Consider the following 24,766-nt stretch of genomic DNA (forward strand, 5'->3'; position numbering starts at 1 on the left):
TTCACTCCGAAAACTGGTCTAATAATTCAAGTAACTGGGTCATTGGTGGAACGTTGTTCGTGCCTGTCACATTGTCGATAATTCCTGGGATTTCGATAACATCCGCATCAGCTGCTATTGCATGCTCCACAAACATTTCATTTTCTTCAGAAAATTTCCGAGTAACCACACCTGGCTTATCGTCATAAATCGTATTGATGTATAGCGCCTGGATAACCTTACCTTGAAACTCTTGAGGAGGGTTGCTTCTGATTTCCAATAACTTAGCCTGACACTTCTGAAGTGTATTGTCGTAAATCAAGCACCCAATATTCAGATCCCAATGCTTTACATCAACTAACAGAATTCTGTTACCAACTGCTAGATAACCATCAAACCATTCAATACAGCCCTCTGGCATACCTTGTATTTCATACTCAAAATGCTTTAGTACAGCAGAGACTGCCTCCTCGCCCACAGCGCCCATGTATAAATCAAACATGGCTGGAGCCAGAACATATTTGCCATCACTGAATGAACCTGCAAAATGGTTCTCATTAAAGTGCGCTGCGACCAAAGGATTTTTTAATAAAATAGACAAACGTGCCGAGACTTCCGAAACCTCACGTAAACCAGCGACATCGGCTGGATCAACGAATATTTCCGTAATACCTTTTTCGTCTGAGTATTGGATTTGGTATTGATACCTGCCTAGGCTCTCTTTAGGTTCAATATAGTAACGAACCTCTTCACCTACTGGAGCTTGATCCATAGCAGGCTTCTTTAGCATCCAGTACCTTAATCTTTCATACTGACCTATCGCATTAGGGTTCTGATGCTCATACACACTGGTTATAAGCCTTTGAATGTGAGCATAGTTGCGAGATGCTTTAGGATGATATGAAATACGTTGTTTTTCCTCTGCAAACACTCGATGTTTCTTTTTCACTTCCGTGATCAACTCTTGATACTCATAAGACAGATAGGAAAGATCACGGCTATCTTTGGCTAAAGCTTCGATAAAATCCGCTTCTGCGTCGTACATGATTGAGATCTCTTTCTGTTTCCACTCTGTTCGACACATTCTTCCAAGCGCCTGCTCAATGAACCGATACACAGCATATCGATAATCCTCACTACCTTTATATGTCTTAATCATCGATCCAACCGCTCTTCCGTTTACTTTAGAAGAGATAAACCATTTCAACTGCCCCTTGACCTCGTTGGCGACAATAATTCCTTTTTCATGCAGCATTAAGGCATCATGAATATTTTTCTTAATGGCTAGATCTCGTTCTGCTGTTGATAGGTTGTCATGTAGATGGCTTCCTATCAGGCTTTTTGGTTGCTCCAAATATATAGAATCTATGTCTGTCTTATTTTGTATTGGCTCACTGCCCTCTGGACCGATATAAACAAGATCATGCCCGTTCGGAACCTCGTAAGATGGAGATAATCCAGCACCTGTTGCCTGATAGTTTGTGATTACTGCTACTTTCTTATCCGTACCTTCCAACAATTCCAATACACCTTGAAACTGTTCATTTCTAAATGACGCAGCATTTATGTTCTCGAAAATCGTGACATCGAATTTTTCCCCAACAAAGGCCATGAACTCAAAAAACTCTCTGCTCTTGTAACTTTTGTTGAGCATGCAGAAGTGATATCGATTACTTGGATGCTCTGAGAATCGTTTGATGGAGCCAACCAGCTTATCCACCCTACTTAGCGCGAAAGATAGATCTGTAGGCTTATCAACCCCCAAGAGTTGGCACAGCTCCATCTCCAATAACTGAGGAAAATATGTTGTTCCTTTAAACTCTTGATACAGCAACCCAACACCACCCCAATCAACTCGCTGAGATATACCTGTTACATCAATGTTGATTCCATTTTCCGTATATCTCCGCTTTGCGTAGTATTCATCCTGAATCGCTGACTTCTGTGATTCGTTGAGCCGAATTAACCTATCAGATAACACATCCTCTAAATACTTAAGGTCAAAATTATGAATGGCCGTTTCGCTAGTGGCTGTTGCACTGATACCCAAAACTTTGGCGCCAGCAAAAACCCAATGTGCTAACAGCCCTGTTGAAGTTAGCGCTAAGTCGAAAGTTGTTGCTATAGCAGTATTGTCCGTCTCGCTGAACTTAGAAATATTAGCAATTTCATAACCACTATCATGGAAACTATAAGATTTGTATTCATTTTGAACTGTGAAGCTTAAACGTGCAGATATCAAAGACATAATGCTGTTGGTCAATTCAACCAAACCAAGATTGTTCAGTATTTTCTCAACCAAATTTTCGGTTGTATAAGATCTAGGTTCGTTAGAGTCTTCCAAATTCTTTTTAAGCGTGAGGATGGCACTCAACATACCGTTGCAAAAGGTTCGAACTAACTGGGCACCATTATTGACAAATTGAATGGTACTTTCTTTTCCAGTAGGCCCAATTTCGTGACTACCCTTTAGATGATTGATGTTCGATCGTAGATCCTCATGCTTAAAGTTGATGGCATGAATCGACATTCGGTCAGACAATAGAGTAAAAATACGATTTTGGTTTTCACTCCCTTTTTGAATAGTCGCATTTGTTATAAATGGTCTGTAGTGTATTTTCCATTTATGTTTGTGATCTTTCAGCGCTACACGAAAATGGTCAAAACACTTATCCACCCCACTAAACTCTGGCGAACCTTGGATCTTGAAACTATCAAAGCTCGAGTAAAACTTACGAGTCAACGCAATGATGTCGTAATCTGAAACCGCATTTATCAGATGAGTTAAAAATTCACTTTGTTGACGATCGAACTCATCAAGTATCAAAAGTGAATTTTCAAGAAAATCACTGATTCTGTACGTACGATGAATTGCATGCCAAGGATACAGCAGTTTTGATGTGGTCAGAAAAAGCACCTGCGTTTGTTCTTGATCTATTAACCGAGCTGGAAAAATTCGATTTAGAATGTGATCTGTTTTTACATCCCAGCCATCTTTGTCTCTAAGGTATGCTCTAAGTGATGTAAAAATAGCTCCGTATCTGGTGCGCAGTTCATCATCAAATACTGTAGAACTGCTGCTACTTTTGGCCTGTTCCAGTAACTCTATCTTATCAAGTGATTTTTTAATCTCCCGACGCTCACACACATCCAAGATTTCAAAAACTATAGTCCAATCATCAGTGGATAGATCTTTTATACAGGTATCCTGAGCTTGGATCAGAATGACATTTCGCTTTAGATATACCTTACGGTTTTGACTCAATGACTTATTATTATCAATCCGTTTTAATAGGTCCTCATATGCTTCCTTTACATTGACTCTCAAGTTAGTTGCGTAAATCAGTGTTTTCTTGGAATCAGCTATAAGATGTTCAAGTTGAAGCTCTGTGGCTTGGTAAGTCTTACCCAGGCCAGTCTGAGCATCGACTAGAGCCAAAAAGCCCTCATCAGACATACACGCTCCTGGACCTGCAATTTCCAAATAAGTTTTCAGCAATGCACTCATACTCTTCACTCCAGACTAATTCCTTATCAGTAAACCGACCATCAACTTGACGATAAAACACTCAATCAATACTATGTCGTCGTTGGTTACAGGTAAACACTGAATACATACACACGTCGCATAAATAGACAGGAGTTAGATGATGAGCAAATGGCCAATACGTTGGGATCTACTGTTCCGCTACAGAATGATAGAAGTCATCGCTCTGTGGGAAGGACGGTTAACAACCAATCATCTGATTAAGAGCTTTGGTATTGGCAGACAGCAAGCATCGAAAGACATCAACACCTATCTAGCCGATATCGCTCCAGGAAACCTTGTTTATGATAAACAGCTGAAAGGCTACAAGCCCAGTGATACCTTTGGCCCACAAGTAACAAAGGGGCATGCTGATGAATATTTGCACATTCTTTCGAGAAGTGAAGATATGACCATCACATTTAATGAACTTGATATGGGGTTCGAGAATACAGCTATGGTTCGCCCAGTTACTCGCAACATATCGCCACAAGTCTTGCGTCCTTTAGTTCAAGCTATCAGAGAAAAGAAACGTGTCGACATAAGCTACACATCACTAAAAGACGGCGTTGAAGTTGAGCGGATCATTTCACCACATACATTAGTTTGCACCCCTCTCAGATGGCATGTTCGGGCCTATTGTGAACATGCGAAAGATTATCGCGATTTTGTGCTCAGCCGCATAAGAGGCATTCCATGCCTTGAGGCTAAAAATGTAATGAGGAAGTCCAACGATGACCGTTGGAATACTCCTCTCGCTATTGAGTTGATACCGGACCCAAGACTGACGGAAGCTCAGGCCGCTGTCGTTGCCCATGACTACGGTATGGAAAATGGCACACTCACAATTCCAACCAATGCTGCGTTGGTTCGCTACGTTCTCGATACCTACAACATCGATATTAATGTGCTAGATTCGAACCCTAAAGGTCAGCAGATTATCGTGGGGAACTTTGAAAAGATAAAACAGTACCTAATCTTCTAGTTAAATCTACTTGCCAAAATTGCATAACACGTCAATTTATAAGCATCAGACTGCTTATATACTAACAGAACGATAGTAATATTGCTCTGGATGACAACATGCAAACTTACCAAGTATTAAAACAGCGTCAAAGAGTTGAACGAGATGACTACCCACAGAACCTTAGCCTACGTGTCCATCGTGCCTTGAGCTGGCTGAATAAGTCAGAACTTTGTGATGATGATGACTCTAAGTTTATTTTCCTGTGGATCGCTTTCAACTCTGCTTATGCGCAAGAGTTTGAGCAACGGCAACAATTTGGCGAGCAAGGACTTTATGGCAAGTTCTTAGAAAAACTCATCACTTGTGATCAGAGACAGCAATTACACAATTTAGTTTGGGACGAGTACTCCAACACTATTCGAGTCATCTTGGATAATGAGTTTATCCTCCAGGCATATTGGGATTATCATGCAGGAAGAATTACTGAAGATAGCTGGAAGAGCGAACGCAGCAAAGCCAAAATCACCGCCAACAAAGCGCTGAGTCAAAATGATACGGCGAAAGTCCTATCTATACTGTTTTCTCGCCTATACACCCTACGTAACCAGCTAATCCATGGCGGAGCGACTTACTTGAGCTCGGCAAATAGGCAGCAGCTCAAAGACTGCTGCGGTATTCTAGAAAAACTGGTTCCGAGTATTATTGAAATCATGATGGACTCAGCAGACAAGGTTTGGGGAGAAGCTGTTTATCCACTTATCAACCATAACTAGCTCATTGAGTAGTTAAAGCCCTTGAGAATCATCGTCACTAACAAATAGCTCGTTGATAATTGTGATATACCGCTCAGCCACTGTGCCGACCTCTCGATAGGCCATCTCGAGAATCATTGATACCTGCTCGTTGTTTTCAAGAGGTACGTAGTTTTTCTCGTCCATATAAGATTCAATCGCCTTAATCTTGTCATCCCGCCCTTCTAGGAACTCACGAAAATCTTTGCTTGCCTTTGCGCTATTACATTCTCTACAGCTAGGTACTAAGTTCCCAAGACGATGCTCTCCTAGGTAAACCTTATTAATAGGGACTGCGTGCTCAATAACCAGTTCCTTTGACTCTCCACAATAAGCACATTGATGGTTGAAGTAGGCTTTGGTTGCCTGCCAATCCTCTTCAGAAAACTGCTCTGTTCCAAGGTTACTAAGAATATTTCGCACTAATAGGTTTTGAGCATTGCCTATCGCATTACCACGGTAGCGGCTATTGGGTCTAGCAGTTGGTGCTGATAGCTTGCGCGAGAGTGTTGTTCTTGATTCAAGTATCTCAATCTCCAACTGAGATTGGTCATAGTCGATGCCGATTCGTTTTAAGTATTTAACAAAGTAAACCGCATCTTTTTCAAACCATTGGCTACATGCACGAACAGTTTGCCCACGCACCAAGTAAACTTTGGTCCAGTATCGTTTAGACAAATCCGAAGGAAGACTGCTAATTGGAACCAAAAATGGAAAGTTAAGGTTAAAGTTACGCTTGGAGTAATCAGCATCACAAAGACGCTCGAACTCGTTGTGACTTTTTTGCTCGCAATGCTCCAGTACTTTGGGGAGCAGTGCCTGAACTAGCTTTCCAATTTTCATGTGTAACCTCTACATTAAGTGCTACAACCGCCCACGTTAAATTTATAGCCAAATATGACTTTATTAGCTAAAAAATCCTTTCACAGCGCGATCTCGAACCTGTACCCGCCATTCCAACCATTCGTTTATGTCGCTTTCAAGCCATGCGACTGTTCGTGACCCAATTGGCACACTTACCGGAAACTCTCCTTTTTTAATTTGGTTGTAAATCGCTGATTTACTTAAACCTGTTTTCTCTCTCACTTCACCTAGTCTCAAGAACCTCATTTCATTTCCCTCATATTAGTTGTCAACAGACGCTAAGCCCCGCCTAGGGGTATAGGGACGTCCGAGTAGGTCCACATCTCATAGAGTTGATCCACTCTATGATGTCCTTTTCTCGCCAGCCAACAGCTCGTGCCCCAAGCTGGATCTTCAGAGGAAATGTAGAGTCAAACCGCGGGGACTTAGGGTTTTGTTTGTCATAAATAGTTGACCGCGACAAGCCGGTCAGCAACGCTATGTCTTTCAAGCGAAGGATTTTGTTTGAAAGTGGTGTGTGGTGGTTTTGCATATTGCTTCTCCCAAATTGATTTGATGGGAGAAGTAAACACTAAGCCAGGGAATAGGAAAAAGGAGCTAACGATAGGAAATCCCTATAAACGGAATCCTTAAACCTTTGGGGACAAGGCTCTGGACTCCTAAAAAGTTTTTTCAATTTATTTGTATTTATCCGGTCTCAATATCATTTCAACCCCAACTACATTACTAGACAAGGAACCTATCTCATTCTCAAGAGTCTCGATGACACCTTTAGTCACCCTGCGTGCTTCGTCCTTACCTTTTATCGACATATCAACCCAATATCGCTCAAAAATATCCTTGAGCTTGTTGAAGGTTTCACTTCCGCCCTCGCTCTTAATAAGGTTAATAGTCCGCGTTCCACCATCCTTGACATGCTTTGGATTGAAACACTTATGCTTGCTGAGTAAGTATGGGCTTTTTCCCCCATTTCCAGAAGTTCAAAAGCAGCTTTTGAAAGCTCCACGAATGCCGTTGATAGATGCTCCTCCAAGACCCAACATTCCGACTGAGTTACAGAACAAGTTTCGACGATATCAACCGGGTGATTATACTGCTCTTCTCCACTGTATTGGTTACAAAGAACATAATCCAACTCTCGGTCCGAAAACTTGATCTTTCCTATTAGAGCGCTTTCAAGGTTCGCTCGACTATCAGTTTCATCGATACTAAAACTATATCTTGATACAGGCACAGACTTGCACAAACTGTATTTACAAGTCTCGTTGTCGTAAACGAAAACAGCATCAAACTTATCAAGCCTCAACTGGTGAAGCGCCAGTAACCTAGGGATATCGCTGTGCTTCAACTGCAAGTATTCGACATGCGCTAACTTTGTTGATGCTGCCAAATTCGAAGTGTGAATATGAGGTTTCTTTGAAGGAGGAAAAGATTGCCCACCTAAGAGATGAATTCTTAGCGGAAGCTGCGTAACAACGTTTGACTCACTTAAAACAACATCCTTTTTCGTTAACTGGTTTAACTTTGGGTCTATCGCCCATACATCCATGGATGCCGGAACTTGGATCAATACTGGAATGTCAAGCTCAAGGCATTTCCCAACTTATCACCAATCGAAGTACCCGAATCGACTTCATCAAGTCGATGGAGTCTTTTCATCATGTAGCTCTCTGCCCTTAAAACTATAGCTATTTGTTGCTATTAGTAGCAGAAATAGCAGCAACTTAATGTTTTGTAAGTCATAAAAAGCACTAGCTAGACTACCAGTAACAATTCCGGAGAGTAGTTTGGAAAACAAATAAGTGATGGAGATTAACACGAACAATCTATTGACTTAGCCAATATTTCAATTTAGGTTATACGCAAAGGGCTGAGGCTTACCCGCGGTTTGTAATGTACTTCTTACAAAACAAAGCACTCACATCGTTGAAGAAAAAGACACTACCACTCACGATCAAACCATCATTCTCGGACCTTATAGCCGGAAGTACGCCGTCACTAAACTGTGATGGGGCTTGCTTCTTTTTAAAGGTTTTAGAATGACTAATAACTCAATCCCAACTACATACATCCCGTTAGAGAAATTCCATATTGTTCCCTTAACAGGACTGTCTCCAGCAGAACTCAAAATCTCTGCGAAAAGAACATCGCGTGACCGTGAAAAAATCACCCATACAACAAAACTAAACGCCATTGCTAAACGTCTTGGAATAACTGGTGGATTTGCCGCTTACGAGAAAGAGTACAACGGAAGCTTACTTCCGTTTATGGCCAAACATAACCTTAGAAAACGCAAAAATCTTCTCAAGCACACGAAAGACGGAGATTACAATTTGTATTTCCCTTTCAGCCACCAGCAGGTTTCTGAACGACTATTCTTCTTTGAAGGCCCGACTCCTAAGAAGCTGTTCACCGGGCATGATTTTGACTTTTCTGGTCCAATTAGTTGGCACAGTCAAGACTTATACGACGCTCTCAATGAAGATAGTGACTGGTCTGATATTATATTAGGCAATTATCATATCAAGCGAGCAATAGACGATAATTTTGATATTTCTCACCTATCTGACCGTCAACAGTATTTGCTTAAACTCGATGTAACAACAGAAATTACAGTGCGCTTATTGGATCAAACGGGCCTCCCTAACTTCTTAGATTTTCTAAACAACAAAGAGACGGAACCAAAGAAAAGGGAAAAACGATACCAACAGGTCTCTGTGAAGATTTTAGATCTCATCCTTCTAAAAAACCGAAACTGGTCTAGTAGTATTTACCATCTTCTCGGAAACTCTTTAACAGATATTCCTTCACCGTCAGAATACATAAAGCTTTATGCCCCAAATACAGTTCCAACTGAAAATGTTGAAAGAGATTTAAATTCGGACAAATACCTGCAACTGTTACTAACTAAACGCATAGGCGAAGGCAACGCCGGCTGGGTCAATGTTCTGCCTTACAATGAGAATTTGATTTTCTTGTCAGATGATCGCGGTAACTATGATTTTGTCATCAAAAATCAACGTGGCAAAGTGTTCAACCATCAGCTATTTGGGAACAATTTGAAACGAGCTGATATTCCAAGCTTCATCGAAAATTACCGCTTTGAGCGTTGGTACTACTTCGAATATGAAGGTAATAGAGAACTAGATGGACATAACTCAGAAAAGCACTACTATCTTAATGGTGGCACGGTGTCCAACTACCCCGGCATTCAGACCATATTACGTGAGTACTATCAATATAAAGGGGTTTATCACCCAGAGCATAGAAGTTCTAACGTTCGTCTAGATGGCTTCAAACAAGTATCCATCGATGAAAAAGAAATGATGGTCTCCGAACTCATAACGATTGGTGACCTGATCAACTTCCTAAAAGAAAACGCAGAATACAGCAAAAGCCGTCAAGGTGATTCACTTGCCCCAGTCAATAGCGAGAGTGATATCACTCTGCCAGCATCATGTACATTTTTTGACGTCCTAGCCTACATTAACTGGCTGGAGAAACAAACGGGGGTTCCTCTTCGTATTCTTAGCTACTCAGAATACAAGTCATTGAGAGGAGAAAACTGGTCAGAACCAAAACGTGGTCAAGACAGTGACATGACATTCATCAGCACATCAGGTGAGAAGTATGATTCTCACCCACCCTACATGGCTCAAAATGACTTTGACAACTTGCACCTTCGCTATCCAAAACCTCTTCACAATATCGAAGAGAACGGATTGCGATTTATTGATTCAAATTTCTTTTGTGAGTGGCTACTAGAAGGGGTTCAGATCCGCTCAGCTAGCCTCTCTTCGTTCTATTTGGACAATTACGTGTTGAGGGCAAGTGGACCTCAAGATTCAACCGGAAAATACAAAGGCATGAAGACAGGCTTCAGGCTCTGTTACGAGCTGAAAAAACACTAACAGTTAAGGCAGTGGATAAGTCGCTGCCTAGTTAACCCTTTCATGAATTTATTTTCCGGGACACAACTTGATGAAAAAGAAGAACTTTAATATCGCTGTTTACATTGATATGGAAAACATAGCAGCTAGCGACTTTCAGCTTGAAGAAGTAATGAATTCTTTCCTCAGCGCTGACGACGAGTACAACTGTATATTCACAATTAAGTCGGCTTATGGGAACCAAGCGACAGCAAAGAAATCACTGAAAACTCAAATCTTAGAGCATAATTTCAATATTATTGATACGCCAAAAATTGGTAAAGAGAAGAACAGAGCAGATTTGTTACTCAGCTTGGATGCCTTTGAAAGTCTGCACCTTGATAACCCGAGAGTTGATAGATATTGCTTTATGACCACAGATTCTGACTTTACTGTAATCGCAGATAAACTGAGAAAGTTCGGTAGAGAAGTATGGTTAGTCTGCAAAAAATCCGACAAAGATAGAGCGATTATCGCTAAGTCATTCGACAACTTATTGTTCGTCGAAGATTTTCTTCCTAAAAAAGATACTTCTGTAGTGGGTAACCTTGATAAGCTTTTTATCAGCGCCGTCAGGAATATGAACCAGAGCAAACTTCCAAGTAACGTTTCCATTGCTAATGACAGGATGAAAGCTCTAGACCCAAGTTTTCAAGTGAATAATACGGAATTCAAAACCTTCATGAATTTTATCAATCACATGGAGCAAAAAGGCTACGTCAAACTAGAAAGCCTTCCCACTGGTGAAAATCGTATTACTGAAATCTGCGTGTAGTTAGCAGAAGTAGAAATGGAAAAAGTTTAGGGCTTTACAGCTAAGCCCTAAATTGCCATTTATCATGAATTCAACCGATCGCTCTTAAATGTACAGCACCTGTTACTGACAACGAACCTACTGCTGCATCATCAATATAACTACTCCACCACTCCATCATTTTTCGTCGACGTTCCAGATAATCTGTCCGATTGTAAGCGGAACGAATAGCATTTCGATCCTGGTGAGCCAAAGCAGCCTCAATAATATCCGGGTCAAAACCTCTTTCATTCAACGTCGTACTGGCGAGAGAGCGCATGCCATGCGCAGTAGTGCGATCTTTGAATCCAATACGCCCCAACGCCTTGTTTATAGTCTCAGAGTCAATAGACCGCTTGGGGAAGCGCATAGAGGGGAAGACATGTACCCTATGCCCACTAATAGGATGTATGCGCTCCGGTATGGCGATAGTCTGATCGGTCAATGGAATGCGATGTTCACGTTTCATTTTCATCCGTGTGTCTGGAATAATCCAGAGTCGATTTTCTATGTCAATCTCATCCCAGCGAGCACCAGCAGCTTCACTTGGTCTAGTCATGGTGTGCAGCTGCCACTCAATTAAACATTTGGTAGCCAGCTGCATATTTGCAGTTGCAACTGTCTGTAGTAACTCTGTTAGTTCATCAGGTTTAAGTGCGGCCATATGTTTTACATCTGGAGAAGCGAACGTTTCTCCAACTCCAGATAGAACATTGTGTTGGATCAAGCCGCTATTGATAGCAAAGCGCATGATTTCATTTACCAACTGGATGGTGCGTTTTACTGTCTCCAACTTGCCTCTACGAGCAATGGCCCTAAACACGTCCTGAACTATTATTGGCGTCAGTGACTTAACCGGGATCTCACCGAACTTAGGAAAAGCATAAAGCTCGAGCTTTCTCCAGTTACCTTGGACGGTCTTAGGTTTTAGTTTCGTCTTGGTCTTAACCCATTCATCAGCGACTGACTTGAATGTACAAGCTTGCTCTTGTTGAATCTGGGTCCTCTTCTCGATCCTGTCTAATTTAGGGTCAATACCTTCCTTCAGAAGTTTGCGCATCTCAAACGCTTTGTCACGAGCACCATCAACATTGAGCATGTCTAGGCTACCCAACCCCAAGAAGGTTCTGTTTTTTGTACCTGGCTTTGTGTAACGAAACTCCCAGTATTTGAGGCTGTTGGGTTTCACCAGTAGATAGAGATCACCGCCATCAGGTAAACGATAGATTCGATCTCGGCCCTGTGCTTGTTCGATTTCCTTGTCTTTCAGACGATGTATTAAGTGCGACATATTGCCCCCTGGTATGACTAAGCTACACTCAGAAAAAGTTAAGTTTTTCGCGTCATACCACTTAACCCTAAGCTATTGATTTATGGAGAATCAAAGCTGTAACTCATGTAATTCCTAAGTTCCTAATCACTTGAATAGGAGCTAAGCAAATCAAGTTCAAATGGTATATTCCCGAAGTCGGGAAAGATTAAAACATACACTTTGTCATACCCCAAAATGGCGAACGAACTAGGACATCTTTGGACGTTATCGGACGATAACTTATTGATTTAGAAGTATAATAGGCATAAAAAAAGACGTCCTAGGACGTCTTTTTTCAAGAATGTGGCGGGAGTGAGACCTAACACCTAGAAATATAAATCTCTGAATTGATGCTCATCTTACAAGTTGGGTAGAAAAAAGCATTTCATTACGCATACACCCTAGCTAAATTTACCTTGTCCCGTTTTAACTCATTAAGGTAAGTATAGTAGAAAAGGCTCCTATCACTGATCTGAGTAGGAACAGAGCTAATCAATATCTATTCTGCTCGAATGCTGGTAACAGTCATAGACTCCAAAGCACATACCGCTAGTTACAACGCCTCGTATTCTATTGAGTTTTGCATCTCTAAGATCATTCGATGAGTTTTTATTTTCTTTTGAATACGTTCAGGCAAAAGAGAGGCATACTCCGCAATATCTAGTTGTTTAAAATCTATGGCAATATCATTAATGATCTTGACATATTTATCACCAACGTCTTTAAGCTCATTCAAACGGTTTGTCTCCTTGCCAATCAAATCCAACAAGTGTTGTTGCTTACTCCAAAGTTCATCTAAATTTACACCACTCTCTAGCTCAGCTTTCTTTTCCTCTAGACTCTCCGTTTCTTGCCTTAACCATTTGACACGGTTTTCTAACTCGGTCAACGCTTCACTTGATACACCTTTTCTATCTAGTGCAGCCTCAAGCTCACTCGTGACTTTGTAATGCGCTCCATCCAATATTTGTTGCGCTGTTCTTTGAGCGCTTTCAACCACTGATAGCTCTTGCTTTAGAGCATTCTCGGTAATCACTTGAGCATTCTTTCTAGCATCTTCTATTTCCGACGCTAACTCAGCTAGAACATCATCTCTAACTTCTACTCTAACCTTTTCACGTTGTTGTTCTGCTTCAACTCTCGCATTGTTAATGATTCTTCCCGCTTCTAACTTGTTAAGATAAATGGTTTGCTTGAGTTGTTCTAATTCTTGATTTAAAGATGACTTCTCTTCTTCAAGCCGCAATACCGCTACTTGAAGGTCATTCGCGAGGGACTTTATCTGCGTATAGAGCTCTTTTTGCTCCCGCTCTTTTTCTTGCCACTTTTCAACTCTTTGTTTGATTCGGGCTACCCTTTCCTCAGCCTGTTCCTCACGCTCAGAAATGTTATCAGTGATTCTTTGAACTTGTTTGCGATGCCTTGCTATCTTTCTCAACAACATACTTCTTTCTTTGCTGATACTCATCGCGGCTTGCTGCTCAATAAAATCCCAGAATGGATTTAGCGGATTTAATGCTGTTATCTGAACTTTTACATTTTCATAGCTGTTCAGCAGCGAATCTGAGTCCAATCCAACAAGAAATAACTCAAGGGCACTCCTACCCTGCTTTCGAAAGTCCACTATTTTATCTGGTGGGGTTTCATGAGTATTAGTAACTTCCACATAATACTCTTCCCTACCAATCTGGCAGACGATATCTGGAATCCTACCGTCTCGATAGACCTCTAAACGGACATTTTTCACTCCTACCATTTCACAATCACTAGAATCAAAAATGCCACTGGAATATGGATGAGGAATGAGCTTCTCCCGTTCAATGAACTCCTTTGCACTCAAATGCAACTGGGTTTCATACGAATAGCGACATTCTGCGTTACTTTGATGGCGTAAGTAGCTAGCTATGCCTTTATTACTATGTGCGGCAACCATGAAGTCTCCGCAGCAAGGGCAAACAACGTCATCCTGAGTGCCACTTTCAAGCTCAACAACAGAAACAACTCTACTCTCGCTTAGCTTCCACCCAAAAATAGAACGATTTCTCATGCACACCTCAACATTGGAAAAATAGTGATGATTAAAAACACAAAATATGGAATCAATCTCATATTAATTACCATACTAAAATCAAGTCAAAGACAATGTGCTTACTTAGTGTGATCATCCGTCGCATATAAGATCGAAAGACGAACTTATAACTGCTCTATAACCTTTCGAGTCTGCCTCATTTTGAATTTATTCGTTTAAACGCCCCAAAACTGCCTGACTAATTCTAAATGCAGCGGTTTAGCTAAGTTAAGCTAGGAGAGAACCAATGATATGTTCTTTCCAAATGATTTGGATCGACGTATCGACACTGCCGTTGTCCAGATCTGACAACCAGCTAAATGCTGCGCGAGCCTGACCTCTCATATCTAGGTCAATAACTACTTTCGACATAGTTCGAAGCATTATTCAGAAATGAGTAATTAACCTCTGCAACCGTCGCTGACTTTTTCGAGTTGCACAAACGTAAGCCACAGGAGCCTGCGTCTTGAACTCAAGTAGTGCTTAAATTCACTACAACCCTCCTGCTTATCATCAATGATAAGAACCAATGACAACGCCAAGCGTTGCAATACTGAAACGTCGTTTAAACATCGCTACTTTCTGTGTGAAATGCGCTGTGCATTGACTGACTCTTGGATACAGCATTTCACGATAGTCGCTAGCTATGGTCCGTCTATGTCGACATAGACGGACACTACGACCACCTCTAAGCCATTGATTAAATGGACTTCCCATGCCTTTTCGAAAAACGAAAATGCACGAAATATGAGCATAGACTCATCTTTGGCTGCGTTTGCGAAGCAAACGCCCAACAACATACGGGCAAACAATAGGGTTGGAGCTTTTGAAAGCATGCGATGTGGCCGCCAGACAAATTGATTGCAAACCACCGTAAAGCAATACCAATGAATAACGCAGAGGATCGGACATCCTCACACAAAAGAGCAATACACGCGCAAGTATGAAATGCGCAATAACACTTAACATCCAAGGCTTGATGCTTCATCAAAGTATGAATACTCAGCCTAAGCCACCGCTCTTAACAATCTTGTTTTAATTAGGAAAGCAGCATGTTCACCAGAGGCAATACCGGAGCTAGAAACCACGGATTGCGCAGCCGTGATATGGCTCGTGCAGGAAGAAATGCAATGACTGAAGCTTGTGAATCAAAGACAACGTCTTATTCCACGGCACAACAAAATGCAGATCGGTTCGAGAAGTTTGCAAGATACTGCGTCGATAACTTTTCAATCAATGATTCTCGGAAAATTGAAAACTCCCACATTCTCCAATATGCCGAAGAGTTAGCAGAGCGAGTTGAAGATGGTTCTCTCAGCGTATCATCTGCCCACGACTACTTAAGTTCAGTCAACGCAGTGATTGCTCAAATGAGGCAAGACAATCTCGTCAGAGTGACTGCTGCACAAACAAATATCCCCAACCGGAGTCACATAGCAGAGCAATCAAAAGCCTGTAGCAAGGATTTACATCAACATGCAAAGTCTCTCTTAGATGAACGTCTCTCTATTCTCTCTGAAATACAACGACAGCTCGGTTTGCGGTTTGAAGAGTCGGTAAAATGCAACCCAGCGGAGCTACTTACCCAAGCGGCTCGAAACTTCAATCCTGTGACTCGCACTTCTCATGTCAATATTATCGATGGAACAAAAGGAGGCAGGTCAAGGATCGTAGATATAACATCAAAAGCTCAGATTGAAGCACTCAAAAAAGCGGCACAGATTCAGGGTAGCCATCGTTCAATGATCCCACAGAATCTGTCCTATAAAGAATTCCGAGGTCATTGCTATTCAGCATACTCAAAAATCAAAGGTTATAGCCCACACAAGGAGAGGCATCACTACGCACACAATAAGTACACGCAAGTAATGAGAGCATTATCTGGTCAAAACAATATCTTGGCTCCGGTGCTGTGCAAGCATTCACAAGGTCGAGAGCATATCAAATACATTGCATCAGCAATCGGCTCAACCTACCAACGAGCAAAAGAGCTCGATTATCGAGCACGCTATGCCGTTGCAACGTCACTAGGGCATGCGAGAGTAGATATCACTAACGCTTACTTAGGTTAATTGGGGAGATTACTTATGTACAACATCCTGAAAGATCTCCATAAACCATTAGGGGACTTAAAAAGAAAAGGAGGAAAGAAATCAAGAAAGCAGCAAGCGAAAAGGATTGAGTTGTTAGTCTTAAATATTGCCGAGCACGAGCATGCGGTGAAAAGAATCAATCAAATTGGTCGCAACCACGTTACTGGTTTTCTGAAACGGAACAGTGACTATGCTCTCAGCACTAAGCGAGATTATAACTATGCGATAAGGTACTTCTGGAATACTGTCTTAAATCGGAACAGTGCTCCTCCGGAGTTTGAGTTACATTGAATGTCTTTGGATCAATCATCGGAGCGCTTTCGAGTACTACATAGAACTCGGTTACCTACCTTGATCTCACGACTAAATGCTTTGTGATCCCAAGAATACTGAACCGAAGCGGGGATCTGATTGGAGTGACCATTGATACTTTTCAATGACATTTGGTCTACCTCAAAAGGTACACCAAGTTTCTTCAAGATTTCTAGCATCACACCATCCGTGCCACCAGGGTGAGTCGGCATTGGTTTATTCGTTAAGCTGTTTATTGTGGCTTTGGTGTATAAGCCATACCCTACTCTCATCAATATGCCTTTTTCAATCAGCCGTTTAAGGCTGCGGCTGATTTGAGAGTAGCTGGCAAAGTGAGCAAAGTCTTTCCGCTCGAAGACATAGCGACGAGAAGCTTTAATATACACCTCAATGCGATTAAGCGTTGTCACAATGCTCTCCTTAAAACTCTGATCTAAACACTCTAATCTGTATTTCACTTCGACTCTAGTTTTCTTTAAAGAGAGAGTGTACTTCAAAGATCGCTAGTTTGGATGTTACATACATAAGTACTAAGCAACTCTTATATCTGCAAGAGCATCATTCTTGTCAAACACAGTTATGTCCCTTTCTGCGTTAGAGTAATCAATTTCTATGATCGAATTACCTGTTCGTTGACCTAATTTATCTAATATCTCATTATGTGCTTAGTTGACTAACGCTCTAACTATCACAGAACTGGATTAGAGGAACAGGTCTACTTCTTAATCGAAAGTCTCCAATAGGTCGTAACATGCTCCAGCTAAACAGGTTATGGTGGGAACATTTGGCTCCAAAGCCTCTAATATCTCGTCGCAATGAAGTTGAATCGCTTCTTAAAACTTTTATAAACTCTCATCCTTATGGCAAAGAATGGTGTAAGGTTGCGCTTAAGCCAGAAGGGGTGTTTAGACTTAAAGTGGGACAGGTAATTCCGGTTATCCATATGACTTTCATGGGAAATAGGCCTGGATTTGTTGCTCCGCTAAAAGAGCTAAAGGCTGGTCATCGAACTGTTACTAGAGATGCTAAATACTTATCAGGGAAAGTACTTGAAAATGAAGAGAAAGTAATTAATCCAATCATTGAAGTTGAGTTGGTCACTGACCCATTGTTTATTTGTGCAGCTAGTTGTGGTGTAACTTCTATAGATGAAGCAAAAATAAAACAACCTAGCCTTGTTTTCTCAATACCCGCTCACTTTCTACTGACACCACAATATTTTCCAAAAAAGTCATATGTATTGTATCAGCATATTTTTGGCAATGGTGGCTCATATCCTAATGATGGATACTTTTATGTTGGGGTGACAACTCGTAGTTGGCAGAAGAGATGGACTGAACATAAGTACGCAATAGAAAAAGGAAGCCCTCTTCTGTTCCACCGAAAGTTTCGAGAGGAAGCCGAGCGTGGAAAAGTGACGTACATACATCATAAAGTAATGGGTATTACTGATGATCTTGAGCAACTATATGAAGCTGAAGAATTCTTAGTTGAAGGTCATTGGAGTGATGAACGACGTCTAAATATGATTCCTGGAGGAAAATCAGGATTGAGATATCTTCGGGATAATGGGCTGCTTAAAAAATCTATCATCCCCATGCCAGATGATAGGGTTCGAGTTATCCGAAAGTGGCTTGACGAACACCCAAGAAAAGGACTGCCAGCACCCTGGGTAGCAGAAAAGTGGCGTGACAATGAGTGGGCTGTTGCACAAATTTGTAGTCGTGAAGATAGATTGTCTGTTGAGCAAGTTCGTGCCATACGGGAACTAGGTAAAGAATATTCTGCTGAAGAAATTTTTGACCGAATTGGCGCGAAAAACATTGACCAGATTAAGCGCGTTCTTATTGGAAAGACATATACTCGAGTAGAGTAACTTAGTTTTCAACAACGTGTTAGCCTCTCTTCGGCTGACACGTTTCTGTCTATAGTTGAGTCAGTGAGATCTACAGTTTCTGAGGGGCTTTGCAACACGAAAGTGCCCGTTCGACCTGAAGTTTGTTAGAGTAAAAACTGCGTAGCTGACTCCACACCTTTTCACGAAAGAGTGACAACACGCCTTGTCGAGAAAGGCATTACAGATAAGTTAGGGAGTCGTTAAGACTCCCTTTTGATACTATCAAGCAGTAACTACTGTTTCCATCTCAGAATAATGTGCCTCATCGATAGTCTTAACAATATCTAATATGATATTAAGAATCGCAGGTGACTCACCAAGCAAGTTATCAGCGTTATCCTCTAATTCGATCTCTTGGTTGTGAGAATATTTGTTGATGAAGCGATATGCCTTTTCAACATCTTCAGGTTTGATTGCTGGGTAATGCCTAACACCATCATCAACCAACTGTCTAAAATCACTTCTCTTTTTAGGAAACTTAAAGCACAAGAAAGATTCCAACAGCTTTCTTGACAAGTTCGCACACAAATACACTTCATCAAGATTAAGCTCTTGTTTCTCTTTGAGAGAATAAAGTCTAGAGAACAGGTAGTGATACTCGGAATTATAATCAGTCAATGAACCACCAGCATTAACCAACTTAGACTGACGTACTCCGTCAGATTTACTTTCAATCGTATAGGCTCTTGCTTTAATCACTGGCGGCTGTTTACGCATCTTATTTTTCTTCAGCATCCAGTCACGAACCAACTTGAAGTAGGAAAAATTGTGCGTCATTACAAACAACTGCTTTGCCTGCTCACAGTGTTTTTTCAAGAATGAGTACGAGTGGAACAAATGATTAGAGTCAAAGCTAGAAACTGGGTCATCAATCACGACAATCGTATTCTTAATATCATTATCGTGCTCTTCGAGTTTCGTCGCGAAGTAAACAAATGCTATGGCGGTTTTCTCACCCTCACTCAGGTTTTGAGCGTGCCTATCGGATCCATTACGTGAAATTCGGTAGCCTTTCTGCTTTGCATCAAACTTTAAAGTTAACTCAGTTCTACCAATAAACTTCGCTAGCTCAGCATTGAAAGCATCTACGGCAATTGACTCATTCGATAGCTCTGCTTCAAGTCTCTGTATTTCTTTCTTAATTGCAGAAATTTCATCACTCAGTTTCAGCACATTATCATTTGCGGTCTTTCTATTTTCTACTTTTTTGCTGTAATCAAAATCGATGACTTCATCAGCGGCGTAATGGAGCTCAAGAGTTTTTTTATGTGTGGTCGTAACAGCCTGGAAGTTTCCTGATTTGTCATTGTGTTTTTTCACACAAGCAGCGATATCAAGAATCACTTTGTTATATTGGTCTATCAAATCCACTGTCACAGACGAAATCTTTTGAGAGATATCAAATGGATCATTTGATTTTTTATCGATGCATTCTCGCCACTGCTCTACGATACTATTGATTTCAGTTACAATACCCTCCAAAGGAGCTACTACTTCTTTGTACTCAGTCTGAAACTCATCAAAAAATGACTCAACACCAGGTAAAGTAAGCTCAGGTAAATTACAACAGTACTTTGTTGCTTCAGTAATCTCCTGCTTCAATAGTTTGAATTCATTACTAAAATGATTATTTAAACTAGTGAGCCTTGATTCATCTATCTTATTTCCGCAGAAGTGACATTCTTCCGATTTATGCTCATCATGAACCGCCATACCACTTGACACCCATGTTTGAACATCGGGGTTGTCTCTAAGAAACTCAATGACTTCATTAACCGCTGACTTACTTAGCAACTTAGTTAGCGCATTGAAGCCCGACTCAAAATGATCTTGCCTGATTGTATTTGCTGCAAATGTAATTTTATCTTTTTCGACAGGAGAAGCTGACTTGGTATGAAGAATGATTTGCTCATCGGTAAGAACTGACGCAGGATCCACAACTTCCGCAGAGCTAGTTCTAATCAAATTTTCAAGTGAGGTTTTGTTGTAGTTAAGATACTTACTATCTTCGGTCCCAATTACCTTTAAGCTCGTCTTGATACTCTTCGCTGTGCGTGACAGGAATTTGTTAATCTCGGTATCGAGGTCATCAGCTATCTTTGTTTCTTTTTCTGAAGCTGATTCTTTTTGTTTGAGAGTTTTATTCTGTTCATCTAATTGCTTTCGTTCTTCGATTTTCTGTTGGTCAACAAGCAGTATACTCTTAACAGTACCACTCCAGTCGATGTTCTCACGAACGAAATCATTATTGAATGTCCGAATGTTTAGCTGATTCTGAGAGAGGTTTTGTTGAGTAAGGACACTCTGAGCTTGGCCATCCACGCTGTACTCGATTTCAAATGTTGACTCGGTGTAGTTGGTGCCATCTAAGCTCTTGTTTTCAATACAACGGAACAATCGAGATAATGTCGATTTACCTGAACCGTTCCAACCATAGATAAGATTAAATTTCGCAAACTCATCACAACCATCATTGATGTGATTTTCATAAATTCCGAATGAACGAAGACTCTTGATTTTACTAATGCCGTTAATCATATTGTCTATCGCTTCTTGTTTGACTGAGCTAGCACCGAAGCAGCAAACTCTTTGGTATCGTCACTGTATTTGTCTGACTGAAGAACCTTTGAGGCTTTAGCCTCCATGTCTTTGCCTGTTTGCTTTGATGAACTAGCTTGAGCCATTGCGCTAGCAGCTAGTGACTTTTGAATCTTTGAAGCATTAGGATCAGAAAGGGCCTTAGCTGCTTTTGAAGCAACTGACTTGGAGGTTTTCTTAGTATTCATAATCTTATCCTGTGAAATAGACAATAACGATATGGTGTCCGTTGTATATCATTTCAATAGGAGAAGACACAAAGCTTTGTGAAAAAAGTCACAACTGTAGGTAGTTAATCATCAAAATCTAGGCAGTCTTTAATATCATCAGTTAATAGCTCAAGCTTTTTCTTGAGCTCCTCAGTATCAGTTACTTATCTATTTCCTAGTTACCGAACTCATGATATTGATTGATAACATGGATATGTGGGGTCAAGGTAAACGTTATTTGAGTACCATATTTTTCCTCATCCCACGACCCAGCTTTAGACTCCTTGCTCTAACGCATTTCTGCCCACAAATAAGCTAATCCAGCGACATCAGCATTGTGAACACCAAACGATTCGGTCGTACTCTACTTTTCTTATCTCGGTAAACACTTGATCAATTAGGCTGTAAACCAACTTAACAGTGTGTGGTGGCTCTTAACTCAGCACACCACACATTATACAAGCTAAAGAAGCACATCTTACTCAACCCTGCGTTCATCGATACGCCCTTGCATCCATTGATTGATCTCTTCCTCAATCCATCCAACGCTTCGTGCACCTAATTGAACGGATTGAGGAAATGCTTTTCCGTCTGCATAACGATAAATCGAACTTTTAGATAAGCCTGTCAAGGCAATAACCTCTTTGAGGCGAATGATGCGTAGAGACATAGTGGCACTCCCGTATTTAATTACATATCACTATGAATATGGTTAAAAAAACGAAAGCCCTCGAAATTAGTGACGCATTTTTCTTACGTTAAATTATATTTTTCTCACTTTCTCCTCAAACTCTAAATGCGGCACCACGTTTAAAGTGCGATAGCCTGTTACAGAGACACTGCCGTAACTCGCTTCTTCAATTCTTTGACTCCACCATTCCATTAAGGGGCGACGACGTTCTAGATACGTCGTCCGATTGTACGCCTTCCGAATCGCATTTTTATCTGAGTGAGACAGAGCAGCCTCAATAACATCACTATCAAACCCTTGCTCATTAAGCGTTGTTGATGCCAATGAGCGTAATCCGTGAGCTGTCGTTCTACCTTGGAATCCAATACGTCCTAACGCCTTATTGATAGATTCAGAATCCGTGTGCTTTTTAGGGTGTCGAATCGAGGGAAAAATAAACTCTCTGTGTCCACTCACTGGTCGGATCGTTTCCAATATAGCCATACATTGCGCTGTTAATGGGATTATATGTTCGCGCCTTGCTTTCATTCTTTCGGCAGGAAGAATCCATAACCGTTGTTCAAAATCGATTTCACACCAACGTGCCGCCGCCGCTTCGATTGGGCGTGTCATCGTATGCAGTTGCCACTCAATAAGACATTTTGTTGTAATTGCCATGTTTCCTCTGGCTATTGCTCGCACTAACTCGGGCAACTCATCTGGGCTTAAGGCTTTCATATGAGTGACTTTCGCTTTTCTAAAAACTTCTCTAATACCACTGAGCGGGTTTGAATGTATAAGTCCAGCATTGACAGCGTACGTCATCACTTCGTTGATCAACTGCGCGGTGCGCTTTACGGTCTCTAAATAACCAGCCTCCTCGACAGGTTTAAGCGCCGCGATTGCCATTGGGGCTGATAACTTAGTAATAGGGATCGAGCCAAGCATTGGGAAAGCGTAGAGTTCCAACTTTCGCCAGTTACCCTCGATGGTTTTAGGTGATATACGGTTTTGTTTCGTGTCCATCCACAAGTAGGCAACTGCTTTGAAGGTATTAGACTGTTCAGTGGCTAACCTTGCCTTTTGCTCAATTTTGAGCAGTTGCGGATCAACACCCTCAGCAATGTTTTTTCTAAACTCTGTGGCTTTTGATCTAGCTTCAGCTAATGAGACATCTGGAAAAGAGCCAATGCCTGCAAATGTTGGTTTGCCTGTTGAGGGTTTGGTGTATCTAAACTCCCAAGATTTCGCCCCACTTTTTCTTATATGAAGATAGAGGTTTCCGCCATCTCCCAGTCGATAGGCTTTATCGCGAGGTTTTGCATTCGATACTTCTTTTGCCGTTAGTTTTGCCATCATCCCCTCCTTAGAATTGAAATTTAGCCAAACTGTATGCAGTTTTTCGACCTATCCTGCTCCCTAAAATTTTCGGTATGCAAAATAGGTGAATGATGATTTTTCAATGAGATAAAAGGTGGGATAAGAAACTTGGCAATCCTGCTCCCCACAAACCTGTATGCTGAATTTTCGACGCAAATGTATGCCGATTTTTCTCACAGCTTAGAAGCATACACTTTGGCATACAATAAAGTTTGGGATAGTAAAAGACGGGTGATACGTAGTGAAACTGTTGATTCGTTCAAAAACAGAGAGTTATAAAACGAGAAAAGCCCCTAGAAACTTCTAGGGGCTCGAATGTGGCGGTGAGTGAGAGATTCGAACTCTCGATACGTTGCCGTATACACACTTTCCAGGCGTGCTCCTTCAGCCACTCGGACAACTCACCGAATCAAATTGTGGTTAGCATCATTTGCTAACGAGGCGCTAATTTAATGATTATGTTCCTGATGGTCAAGGCTAAACACGAAAAAAAGCGCCCTTTTGCGTTTGTTTGCTCACTATCTAGCTAAATTGCGCAAAACTGGGGCAATTAGGCTTCTTGATAGTAACCTGGTACTCGGAACCAACGGCGACACTGATCTAAGAAGTAACCGTAAAGGACACCCATGCCACATGACACAACTGCATTACTTGCTACTGCCGTGATGATTTGGTCAGTTGACGCGCCTACTGCCAGCAAAATGCCCGCATAGACTGGAGATTGGAACAATACGTACGCCACCAAGTCAGACACGTTCTTCATAAACGAAGAGGGTGATAGTTTGTTACCTTGGCGTAATACCCAATCACGGAACATACCGTAAGGCCATGCAATCGCGATGTTTACTGGGATAGACAATGTGCGTGATGCTAAAGACTGCTCAAACGTCATACCCGAAATCAAGATCTCGATAATCATCCCTGTAATAAAACAAAAAACCACCATAGCAAAAGTATCCGCTGCGGCATTGCGAATACAAAATGGTCCACGAGACTTCATTTACAACCTCTAAAATCAAATACCAATAAAAACGACATCTATAAAATCATTTACTGCACTTAAAACCACATAGCAGTTAATAGCGCTATTAAATCACATTATTTTCAGTTTATAATTCCGTTTTAAAATATGAGTTGTAAATTAATAACTAACTTTCAAAGCAAAAGTAGCAGCTTTCACCAAAATCAGTAAAAAGCCCCATAAAACACTTCAAAATGGAGTTTTAAAACGTAATTTATTTACTTTTAAGCCAGTTAGCTCACGAGAAAACACAGAAAACTAGAGAAATATCTGGCAAATGAATTTCAAAAAGATCGTCTTATGCTATTGGATCAAGCAAATTCAGAGTAAACACGAAGTTTATAGAATGGGAAGTGA

Annotated in this window: 21 protein-coding genes and 1 tRNA gene; 7 read left to right on the top strand and 15 right to left on the bottom strand. The window is 41.1% G+C overall.

The features are described from left to right. Position 1: 1 nt before the first annotated feature. Positions 2–3,487, bottom strand: a complete 3,486-nt coding sequence (locus tag MHO32_RS02640; protein ID WP_239210607.1) for a hypothetical protein — start codon at positions 3,485–3,487, stop codon at positions 2–4. Positions 3,488–3,629: 142 nt separating this feature from the next. On the opposite strand from MHO32_RS02640, the gene MHO32_RS02645 reads away from it, so the two are divergent. Together MHO32_RS02645 and MHO32_RS02650 are read left to right on the top strand one after the other, a co-directional pair. Then, the gene (locus tag MHO32_RS02645) at positions 3,630–4,490 is read left to right on the top strand and encodes a helix-turn-helix transcriptional regulator (protein ID WP_239210645.1); all 861 of its coding nucleotides are present in this window, start codon (positions 3,630–3,632) and stop codon (positions 4,488–4,490) included. 98 nt (positions 4,491–4,588) lie between these two features. Beyond that, on the top strand, positions 4,589–5,245 hold the full coding sequence (locus MHO32_RS02650; protein ID WP_239210608.1) for a HEPN domain-containing protein: 657 nt from the start codon (positions 4,589–4,591) through the stop codon (positions 5,243–5,245). 12 nt (positions 5,246–5,257) lie between these two features. On the opposite strand, the gene MHO32_RS02655 is transcribed toward MHO32_RS02650, so the two are convergent. The 4 genes from MHO32_RS02655 to MHO32_RS02670 form a co-directional block, all read right to left on the bottom strand. Next, entirely contained in the window at positions 5,258–6,106 is an 849-nt protein-coding gene (locus MHO32_RS02655; protein WP_239210609.1) for an HNH endonuclease, read from the bottom strand. Positions 6,107–6,169: 63 nt separating this feature from the next. Beyond that, positions 6,170–6,373 (bottom strand): helix-turn-helix transcriptional regulator, encoded by a 204-nt coding sequence (locus MHO32_RS02660; RefSeq protein ID WP_050937586.1) that lies wholly within the window; start codon positions 6,371–6,373, stop codon positions 6,170–6,172. A 43-nt stretch (positions 6,374–6,416) separates the two neighbouring features. Continuing rightward, positions 6,417–6,659 (bottom strand): helix-turn-helix transcriptional regulator, encoded by a 243-nt coding sequence (locus MHO32_RS02665; protein WP_239210610.1) that lies wholly within the window; start codon positions 6,657–6,659, stop codon positions 6,417–6,419. Positions 6,660–6,929: 270 nt separating this feature from the next. After that, complete coding sequence (locus MHO32_RS02670; RefSeq protein WP_239210611.1) at positions 6,930–7,676, bottom strand: hypothetical protein; 747 nt, start codon at positions 7,674–7,676, stop codon at positions 6,930–6,932. Positions 7,677–8,166: 490 nt separating this feature from the next. Here MHO32_RS02670 and MHO32_RS02675 point away from each other — a divergent pair, with 490 nt between their 5' ends. Both MHO32_RS02675 and MHO32_RS02680 read left to right on the top strand, forming a co-directional pair. After that, the gene (locus tag MHO32_RS02675) at positions 8,167–10,038 is read left to right on the top strand and encodes a hypothetical protein (protein ID WP_239210612.1); all 1,872 of its coding nucleotides are present in this window, start codon (positions 8,167–8,169) and stop codon (positions 10,036–10,038) included. 70 nt (positions 10,039–10,108) lie between these two features. Beyond that, positions 10,109–10,831 carry an NYN domain-containing protein gene (locus MHO32_RS02680; RefSeq protein ID WP_239210613.1) on the top strand — a complete coding sequence of 241 codons (723 nt, stop codon included), beginning with the start codon at positions 10,109–10,111 and terminating at the stop codon, positions 10,829–10,831. A gap of 70 nt (positions 10,832–10,901) precedes the next feature. Here MHO32_RS02680 and MHO32_RS02685 read toward each other — a convergent pair whose 3' ends face one another. From MHO32_RS02685 to MHO32_RS02695, 3 genes are all read right to left on the bottom strand, one after another. After that, the gene (locus tag MHO32_RS02685; RefSeq protein WP_239210614.1) at positions 10,902–12,140 is read right to left on the bottom strand and encodes a tyrosine-type recombinase/integrase; all 1,239 of its coding nucleotides are present in this window, start codon (positions 12,138–12,140) and stop codon (positions 10,902–10,904) included. Positions 12,141–12,714: 574 nt separating this feature from the next. Beyond that, entirely contained in the window at positions 12,715–14,208 is a 1,494-nt protein-coding gene (locus tag MHO32_RS02690) for a hypothetical protein (protein WP_062853092.1), read from the bottom strand. 249 nt (positions 14,209–14,457) lie between these two features. Then, positions 14,458–14,601 carry a hypothetical protein gene (locus MHO32_RS02695; protein ID WP_239210615.1) on the bottom strand — a complete coding sequence of 48 codons (144 nt, stop codon included), beginning with the start codon at positions 14,599–14,601 and terminating at the stop codon, positions 14,458–14,460. Between the two features lie 680 nt (positions 14,602–15,281). Here MHO32_RS02695 and MHO32_RS02700 point away from each other — a divergent pair. Then, positions 15,282–16,301 (top strand): integrase domain-containing protein, encoded by a 1,020-nt coding sequence (locus tag MHO32_RS02700; protein ID WP_239210616.1) that lies wholly within the window; start codon positions 15,282–15,284, stop codon positions 16,299–16,301. 15 nt (positions 16,302–16,316) lie between these two features. Beyond that, a complete protein-coding gene (locus tag MHO32_RS02705; RefSeq protein ID WP_239210617.1) occupies positions 16,317–16,613 on the top strand; it encodes a hypothetical protein in 297 nt (98 codons plus the stop codon). A gap of 11 nt (positions 16,614–16,624) precedes the next feature. Here the strand turns inward: MHO32_RS02705 and MHO32_RS02710 are convergent, their stop codons facing one another. Beyond that, entirely contained in the window at positions 16,625–17,044 is a 420-nt protein-coding gene (locus MHO32_RS02710) for a DUF6088 family protein (protein WP_239210618.1), read from the bottom strand. 374 nt (positions 17,045–17,418) lie between these two features. On the opposite strand from MHO32_RS02710, the gene MHO32_RS02715 reads away from it, so the two are divergent. After that, positions 17,419–18,510, top strand: coding sequence for a hypothetical protein (locus tag MHO32_RS02715; protein WP_239210619.1), 1,092 nt, complete (start codon positions 17,419–17,421; stop codon positions 18,508–18,510). A gap of 243 nt (positions 18,511–18,753) precedes the next feature. Here the strand turns inward: MHO32_RS02715 and MHO32_RS02720 are convergent, their stop codons facing one another. The 6 genes from MHO32_RS02720 to MHO32_RS02745 all read right to left on the bottom strand — a co-directional run bounded on the left by MHO32_RS02720 (position 18,754) and on the right by MHO32_RS02745 (position 24,388). Then, on the bottom strand, positions 18,754–21,069 hold the full coding sequence (locus tag MHO32_RS02720) for an AAA family ATPase (protein ID WP_239210620.1): 2,316 nt from the start codon (positions 21,067–21,069) through the stop codon (positions 18,754–18,756). A gap of 5 nt (positions 21,070–21,074) precedes the next feature. Next, the gene (locus MHO32_RS02725; protein ID WP_095760662.1) at positions 21,075–21,317 is read right to left on the bottom strand and encodes a hypothetical protein; all 243 of its coding nucleotides are present in this window, start codon (positions 21,315–21,317) and stop codon (positions 21,075–21,077) included. A 499-nt stretch (positions 21,318–21,816) separates the two neighbouring features. Continuing rightward, entirely contained in the window at positions 21,817–22,008 is a 192-nt protein-coding gene (locus MHO32_RS02730; RefSeq protein ID WP_053052850.1) for a helix-turn-helix transcriptional regulator, read from the bottom strand. A gap of 93 nt (positions 22,009–22,101) precedes the next feature. Next, positions 22,102–23,367, bottom strand: a complete 1,266-nt coding sequence (locus MHO32_RS02735; protein ID WP_443088415.1) for a tyrosine-type recombinase/integrase — start codon at positions 23,365–23,367, stop codon at positions 22,102–22,104. Between the two features lie 339 nt (positions 23,368–23,706). After that, positions 23,707–23,794: transfer RNA gene (locus tag MHO32_RS02740), tRNA-Ser, on the bottom strand. A gap of 144 nt (positions 23,795–23,938) precedes the next feature. After that, positions 23,939–24,388, bottom strand: a complete 450-nt coding sequence (locus MHO32_RS02745) for an L-alanine exporter AlaE (RefSeq protein ID WP_005441741.1) — start codon at positions 24,386–24,388, stop codon at positions 23,939–23,941. Between the last annotated feature and the right edge of the window lie 378 nt (positions 24,389–24,766).

The organism is Vibrio sp. MMH1-50 (assembly GCF_022347645.1).
Taxonomy (GTDB): Bacteria; Pseudomonadota; Gammaproteobacteria; order Enterobacterales; family Vibrionaceae; genus Vibrio; species Vibrio harveyi.